The 7,387-nt window shown below is 55.3% G+C and carries 6 protein-coding genes; 2 read left to right on the top strand and 4 right to left on the bottom strand.

From position 1 onward, the window contains the following. Positions 1-192: 192 nt before the first annotated feature. Positions 193-873: a helix-turn-helix domain-containing protein gene (locus AB4043_RS08215; RefSeq protein ID WP_442299548.1), complete on the bottom strand. Its 681-nt coding sequence runs from the start codon at positions 871-873 to the stop codon at positions 193-195. A 423-nt stretch (positions 874-1,296) separates the two neighbouring features. Between AB4043_RS08215 and AB4043_RS08220 the strand changes: the two genes are divergently transcribed. Continuing rightward, complete coding sequence (locus AB4043_RS08220; RefSeq protein WP_442306834.1) at positions 1,297-2,037, top strand: fused MFS/spermidine synthase; 741 nt, start codon at positions 1,297-1,299, stop codon at positions 2,035-2,037. Positions 2,038-2,061: 24 nt separating this feature from the next. On the opposite strand, the gene AB4043_RS08225 is transcribed toward AB4043_RS08220, so the two are convergent. From AB4043_RS08225 to AB4043_RS08235, 3 genes are all read right to left on the bottom strand, one after another. Next, the gene (locus AB4043_RS08225) at positions 2,062-4,218 is read right to left on the bottom strand and encodes a family 2A encapsulin nanocompartment cargo protein cysteine desulfurase (protein WP_442299550.1); all 2,157 of its coding nucleotides are present in this window, start codon (positions 4,216-4,218) and stop codon (positions 2,062-2,064) included. Next, complete coding sequence (locus tag AB4043_RS08230) at positions 4,205-5,125, bottom strand: family 2A encapsulin nanocompartment shell protein (RefSeq protein WP_442299551.1); 921 nt, start codon at positions 5,123-5,125, stop codon at positions 4,205-4,207. The genes AB4043_RS08225 and AB4043_RS08230 overlap by 14 nt, the downstream gene beginning before the upstream one ends. 99 nt (positions 5,126-5,224) lie before the next feature. Beyond that, positions 5,225-5,545: a rhodanese-like domain-containing protein gene (locus AB4043_RS08235; RefSeq protein ID WP_442299552.1), complete on the bottom strand. Its 321-nt coding sequence runs from the start codon at positions 5,543-5,545 to the stop codon at positions 5,225-5,227. Positions 5,546-6,403: 858 nt separating this feature from the next. On the opposite strand from AB4043_RS08235, the gene AB4043_RS08240 reads away from it, so the two are divergent. Beyond that, on the top strand, positions 6,404-7,387 hold a 984-nt coding region (locus AB4043_RS08240; protein ID WP_442306835.1), incomplete at its 3' end, for a sugar-binding domain-containing protein.

The raw sequence follows: 7,387 nt of genomic DNA on the forward strand, positions 1-7,387 counted from the left end.
ATCCAAACCTATCCGCACCAGATGTAAACCCCACGAGCAGCACCTTCGGAAGGGTAACCAGCAAGACAGGGCAACGATCGATGCAGGCCAGTCTCCGGTATACCTTCTAGAACAGCAAACGCAAATTGGCGAGAGGGACACGTCGCTCCCTCTCGCCAATGTTTTTAAAAGCAGTGGGTAAAGATTTCTGCGCTATTGCACTCTTTTGCGGATCGTTGTCTGGTACCAACGCTCGATCTCTCGTGGGCAGACGCGCAGAGCCCCAATCGGCCCGAATGCTTCGAGTTCTCCGCGGTCAACGAGTTCATAGAAGTTCTGGTATGGAATCTGAAATAACATGGACAGCTCCGTTACGGTCCATGCATTCTCTCGCTCTCGCAACACCTGCTCTATGGATTTTGGCGTACGGTCATCTCCCAGAAGAGAGATGCGCGATTTCATGGCGAGATACGCAAGAGAGCCGGCGATCAGGGTGAAGCCGGCGGTTCGAATAACCAGTAGAAGAGATGCGGGCAGATTATGGGGAACAACCGGGAAGACTACATTCAAGGCTACCGCCCCAATGGCAATCGTAGCAATGATCCATCGAGTGCTGCTGCAAAGTGCGGTCGCTATGACGGAGCCGATGAAGAGCATCGCTGGCAGACCGGAGAGCGAAGGCAAAAAACGATGCAAAACCACTGCCATTCCGGTTGCAATCAGTAAAAAGAGGAGAGGCAGGGCTTGTTCGATTCGAGTGGTCAACGAGGATGCCGGTTTCGCAGCACTTTGTGGCGCGTGGTGTTGGGCAGACTTAAACTGACTTGCGGGTCCGGAACGCATCGGATAAACAGACTTATATAAAGGGATCTGTTCAGAAGAGTAGCGCTTCACTGGGAACTGTCACAATAGGGCATTTCATCAGGAATCCTTCGAAGTAACCCCAGCCGCGACGCTTAAGTACTCAAGAGGCGTGCAGCGGCGTTTTCATTACGGAAAACGCCCATAGATGCAGTAGCTCCACATTACACCYACAGGGAAAATGCTCTAGTATCCTGAGTCATTCATTCGTTACATCAATCATGGAAGAGTATTGCCCTCCGAAGCGTTGAAAAAGAGGGTCCTTCACTAATCACCCCAACGAACAAGTTCGCTGGGGACCCCGAACGTTCAGGATGACAACGTTTACGACGAGAACTTCAGACTCAGGACACTAGCGGGTTTCAGGCACCGGCCAGGAATCTGATGAGATGCCTCCAGAATGCGGTGTTTGCTTGTGATCTCTCGATGAAGTTGAATTGAAGGTAGGCTGAACAGATGGATAGCGCTTATCTCGATCACACTTCCCGGAACCAACGCCGAACACCTGTCGGCGTGGAGCCGATCGTCCATCGCGATGGAAATCGTGTATCACTGCAATTCCAGATCGGTGAGATCCAGAGTGAGATGCTCGTGGATGACCCTGTCTTCCTGACGCTTCCGTATACCCGCACGATGATCGATTTCATGCTCTGTCATCGAAATCCGACGCACATCGTGATGATCGGGCTGGGTGGAGGATCAATTCCGAAATGGTGTTACCGCGAAATGCCAGCCGCTGACATTACCGTCATCGAAATCGATCCGCAGGTCATTGCCCTGAGAGACCGGTTCCATATTCCACTGGACGATCATCGATTCCGTGTCATTGATGAAGACGGCGCGGACTATGTTGCTAGGGCGCCTGGAAGGATTGAGGTACTGCTCGTTGATGGATTCGACATTTTCGGACAGCCGCCCCAGCTCTGTTCACAGGCGTTCTACGATGATTGCTATCGCGCATTGACTCCGGATGGAGTGCTGGTGGTGAACCTGTGTGGCCCAGAGAGTGAGGATGCTATCGAATACCTTCGCAGGAGCTTTAGGGATCGCGTGCTTGTGGCCACTCCCGAGGACAGCGAGAACAGAATCGTTCTCGCCACGAAGGGTGAGCATCGCTGGGTAGGCGAAGAGCCCTACGATGAACTCATGAGAAAGCTGCGCTTGCACTTGTGGCACGCGCCGACGGTTCGGATATAGAAGATCTGGACGGGTCGTAAAGAATCAGGCGATGGAAGTGCGGCCGAGGCGCAGATCCCAGATCGCCGCGACCAGCTTATCGATGTCCTCATGCGTGTTGTACAACGCCAGCGACGCACGAACGGAGCTCTCCTGACCAAAACGCCGCAGGATCGGTTGTGCGCAATGATGGCCGGAACGGACTGCGATCCCATTCTTATTGAGGTACGATCCAACGTCTTCGGTCCGGAATCCGTCGAGCACAAACGATAGAACCCCTGCCTTCTCCTTGGCAGTACCGATGATGTGGAGGCCGGGGATTTGCAGCAGCTCCTTGGTAGCCTGTACCAGCAGTTCATGCTCGTGGCGAGAGACATTCGGCATTCCCACCCGGTCCAGATAATCGATGGCCGCACCCAGGCCGACAGCGTCCGCAATATTGCCTGTGCCGGCTTCGAAGCGCTGCGGAGGACCATGGAAACGCGTCTTCTCGAAGGTCACGTCCTGGATCATGTTTCCACCGCCCTGCCATGGCGGCATGCCTTCCAGGACTTCGGGCTTGCCGTAGACGACGCCGATTCCAGTAGGGCCAAAGACCTTATGTCCTGAAAAGACGAAGAAGTCACAGTCAAGCGATTGCACATCGACGCGCATGTGCGAGACAGATTGCGCGCCGTCAAGCAGAACCCTCACTCCATAACGATGGGCAATCTCGATCATCTTCTCCGCCGGAGTAACGACACCCAGAGCATTCGAGACCTGTGTCATTGAAACCAGGCGAGTCTTTGGACCCAATAGCTTCTCATACTCGTCCAGAAGAACCTGCCCGCTGTCGTCGACGGGGGCAACCCGAAGTTTAGCTCCGGTCTCGGAGCAGAGCATCTGCCATGGAACGATGTTTGCGTGATGTTCGAGCCAGGTGATGACAATCTCATCGTCCTTACGTACATTGCGCCGGCCCCAGCTCTGGGCAATCAGGTTGATGCCTTCGGTGGCGCCGCGCACAAAGACGATCTCCTGCGTCGACGATGCGTTAACGAAGCGGCGTACCTTCTCCCGCGCCGACTCGTATGCGTCCGTTGCTCGCGCCGCAAGCTCATGGGCGGCGCGGTGCACGTTGGAGTTTTCGTGCTCGTAGAAATACTTCAGCCGGTCGATGACACTCTGCGGCTTCTGAGTGGTAGCGGCGTTGTCCAGCCAGACAAGGGGACGACCATTCACACGTTCCCGCAGGATGGGGAAGTCTCTCTTGATGGCTTCCGCGTCGAAGGGATACTTCGAAAGATCCAGCTCGCGAGGCACATCGCGTTCGATACCTGCTGGTTCATACAGGGCGACGGCATCAGGCGGTTCAAGCCGCCTCGCCGTATCGAAGCGACGCAATGGATCGTGATCTGCAAGCTGACTGATTTCCTGCGCGCGGAGAAAGTCATTTGGAAGCTGGAGATCGAAGGGAGACTCCTCGATCAAACTCGTTCCTGCGGGAACTGGACCCGGAATGGACGGCGGATACGAAAACAGCGGCCGGAGCTCCTCGATAAACGAAAAGGGAGGGGCCGGCCCGTACTCTGTCAGTGGCGGAATCGGAAGCATGCTGATCGATGGCGATTGCGGCTCGATCGCAGTTTTGGGAAGACTCTCTTCGGTGAAGCCTGTACGCCCTTGAGGGACACTCGAAGATGGAGGCGCTACCTGAGGAGTGGCTGGAACGCTTGTCAGATATCCAGGCTGCGGAGAGGAGGTGTAGGTAGGTCCGTCGCCGAAGATAGGACGAGCATCCTGCAGGAACGAAAACATCGGTGAGGGAGGAATTGCTCCACCGCTCGAACCCTTATCTGTTGCTGTGCCCAATATGCCGGGAACGGCGGGAGGTCCTGCCTGGTAGGGAGCAGAGACGGGAGCAACCTGTGCTGGGCCAATACTGGCCGGTAGAGTTGGAAGGTGTTTGTCCGAAGGCAACTGAACTTCGGGCTGAAAGGCAGGCGGTGTTGCCGGCGGGCCTGCCGGGGCATCGATGGCTGCAGGCGGTTGCGGTACATCGAGAGACGACGGAGCCGCCATGAACAGCTCGTTCGCCATGCGTGCGAGAACGGCGGCGTCCGGTACTCCAGCTGGGAACGGTCCGCCAGATGGAAATGCCGAGGCATCGTCCAGGACTCTCTCGTCATTCAGTACCAGCGATTTCGGATCACTTGTACTCATGGTAGTTGCCTACCTCGACGTTCTCCAGGGACGCAATCGCGTCGTCAGTCAGAACCGAAGCTGCGCAATAAAGTGAGATCAGATAAGAGGCCAGGCCGCGCTTATCGATTCCCGTAAACCGTACCGAAAGCCCTGGGCTCTGCTCCCCGGTGAGACCAGGCTGGAAGAGGCCGATCACACCTTGCTTGCGCTCTCCGGAACGAACCAGCAATATCTGGGTCTTCGACGTTTTGCCCGAAACGCGGATCTTATCGGTAGGAATAATAGGAACACCGCGCCACGTTAGAAAGGGTGTACCGAACAGCGTTACGGTCGGAGGAGGAACTCCGCGCCGGGTGCACTCACGGCCGAAGGCAGCAATTGCGCGCGGATGGGTCAGGAAGAAGGAAGGCTCTTTCCAGACCTTCGTCAGAAGCTCATCAAGATCATCGGGAGTAGGAGAGCCTTTGCGTGTCGAGATCTTCTGCGAGTCCACAATGTTATTGAGCAGGCCATAGTCGGCATTGTTCAGTAGCTCGTTTTCCTGCCGCTCCTTCACGCCTTCGATCGTGACGCGGAGCTGCTCACGCACCTGATCGTAGGGGTTGCTGAAGAGATCACTGATACGCGTCTGCACATTGACCAGGGCGTTGATGCTGCTCAGCCGGTACTCGCGAGGTTCCTCTTCGTACTGTGCATAGGTCTCTGGAATCTCAGATTCGTCCACATGGCCGCAAAGGACATCGATCGGCTTATCTTCGACAACCCGGTTGCGGCGAAAGATGCCGGACTCCAGGGGCTTCCAGTCCAACAAGCGAACCAGCCATCTTGGTGTTACCGCGCCATAGATTGGAGCTGTTTTGGTGACGTTGGCTAATTGATATGCTGCTTGTTCACCGAGTGAAGACTGGGGCGTTGTATCAGCCACGGAAAAGCTCCTTGCGCATAGTATCGAATTCGTCCAGATTGTAGCGGAAGCCTACCAGCCGACGCATAAAAAAGAAAGCTGGTAAACCAGAACCTCGGCTTAGTATTTACGAACCTTACGGTCCACGCGATCGGACCAGGCGTGGATGCCGCCGCGCAGGTTCGATACCCTCTTGAACCCATGCTTTCGCAGGTACTCCGTTGCCTTGATGCCGCGCGGGCCGTGCTTGCACACTGCGACGATCTCTTCGTCTACGCTTAGCTCATCCAGGCGCTTTGCCAACTCGGGCAGAGGAATGAGATGGCCTCCAATGTTGGAGATCTCATATTCGTATTCATCGCGGACATCTAAAAGGAACAGCTTGTCCCCCTGATCGAGGCGCTGCTTCAACTCTTCGGCTTGAATCTCTGGAACACCCACGTCTAACCTTCTCTCTTTCGCTGAAAAAACAAAACCCACCAACCAGGTCTTCTGGTGGTGGGTACGTTCAACCTCGATTACTGAAACCGAACAGGTTATTCAGGAATCGCGCTCAGCCAGAAGACACGCGGATGTGTGTGCACCATACAGGTGGCACAACATACACGGCTCTGACCGGCAAGCTTCATCTTTGAAAGGCTACCATAGGTCGCATTCTGGCTTGTCTGAAAGCCCCACCCGACAAGGCAGAGCTTTCGGCGGTGAAAGTCGCGGCCATGATCTATCGTATTGATTCTAAGTGTGTTACTAGATGAATGCTTCGCCTCCGTCGATTAGAGCGGCAGGCGGTACGCGTTATCTTGTATTCGGGAATGACCTTCACCAAGCGCCYGCGCGAACGAATTCGGACTGGAGAAATCACCACTACCATCCGTTTCTGGACTGGTCCACGGGTTACCGCCGGCCGCTGTTACAGGATGGAAGAAGGTCACATCGAGGTTGACTCGATTGAACCCATAGGCCTACCGGACATCACTCCACAGCTCGCACGGCAGTCAGGTTTCCTGGGTGTAATCGACCTGCTTAAAGTGGCCCAGCATGGCAAAGGGCAAAATATCTACCTGATCCATTTCCACTACATCCCACCCCAATAACCCAGTTGATTAGTGAGAGATTGGTTTCAAAGAAGCGGCGACCATCGCAGCGCAGCGCGCGCAACTCCTGGAGAAGACAAACCTCGTGGAACCTCTATAGACTTCTGTTCCGCCGGAGTTTCCGCTGATACTGCCGCTGCGAAAACCATAAAGATTCGTTGCTGATCCAGAGTCCAGAAGGCAACGCTGAAATAAAGGGAGAGGGATGAAAGACCTGACACGCAGGATGATGCGCTTTGTCTTTGCAATGGTGTTCGCTGGTTTTGCAAGTGGATCGATGCTTGTGGCACAGACGCCGCTACATACGTTGCTGGTCGGTGTCGATCATAGAAAGTCGATCTCTCTGAATGGTCCCTGGCACTATCTGGTTGAGCAGCCGCCCGCACGAGAGCTCTATGACGAGAAGGGCAACATCCGCGATAACGGGTATGCACTGAATACCCACCCGAACATCAGCAGCGGGCCACATAACTCCGAATACGACTTCAGCACCGCGCCCACGATGAAGATTCCCGGTGACTGGAATACACAGGACCCGACGCTCTTTCATTTCGAAGGGGTGGTGTGGTTCCAGCGGGATTTCCAGTTCCAGCCGACGCCGGCTACACGGACCTTTTTCCACGTAGGCGCGGCAAACTACCGTTCGGTTGTATGGGTCAATGGAAAACGGCTCTGCAATCACGAGGGCGGCTTTACGCCCTACGACTGCGATGCCACTTCATTGCTGAAGCCCGGAAGCAATTTTGTCGTAATTGCCGTGGATTCTACGAGGCATCAGGACGATATTCCCAGCGTCAACTATGACTGGTTCAACTACGGCGGCATTACACGCGACGTATCGCTGGTTACAGTGCCGTCGGAGTTTATCGACGACTATGACGTTCATCTAAAGCATGGAGCGTCTTTTTCCGCGGCCGATGCCAACACCGTGAGCGGTTACGTTCATGTGGAAGGTGCAGGTGAGGGAAGAAGCGTCACCGTTCGGATTCCTGAAGGCAATGCCTCAACGACAGCGGTCACAGACGGCGCCGGGAAAGCCACGTTTGAACTGAAGGTCAACGGGCTGSAGCTCTGGAACCCCGGTTCGCCGAAGCTTTATAAGGTCGACCTGCGGGTGGGGACGGACGCGCTCACGGACGATATCGGCTTTCGCGACATCCGCGTCGACGGCACGCGCATTCTCTTGAAT

The organism is Terriglobus sp. YAF25, assembly GCF_052113305.1.
GTDB lineage: Bacteria > Acidobacteriota > Terriglobia > Terriglobales > Acidobacteriaceae > Terriglobus.

Coding starts and splice junctions, on each gene's coding strand:
- AB4043_RS08220 (WP_442306834.1), top strand. CDS start 1,297: ATGGATAGCGCTTATCTCGATCACACTTCCCGGAACCAACGCCGAACA.
- AB4043_RS08225 (WP_442299550.1), bottom strand. CDS start 4,218: ATGAGTACAAGTGATCCGAAATCGCTGGTACTGAATGACGAGAGAGTC.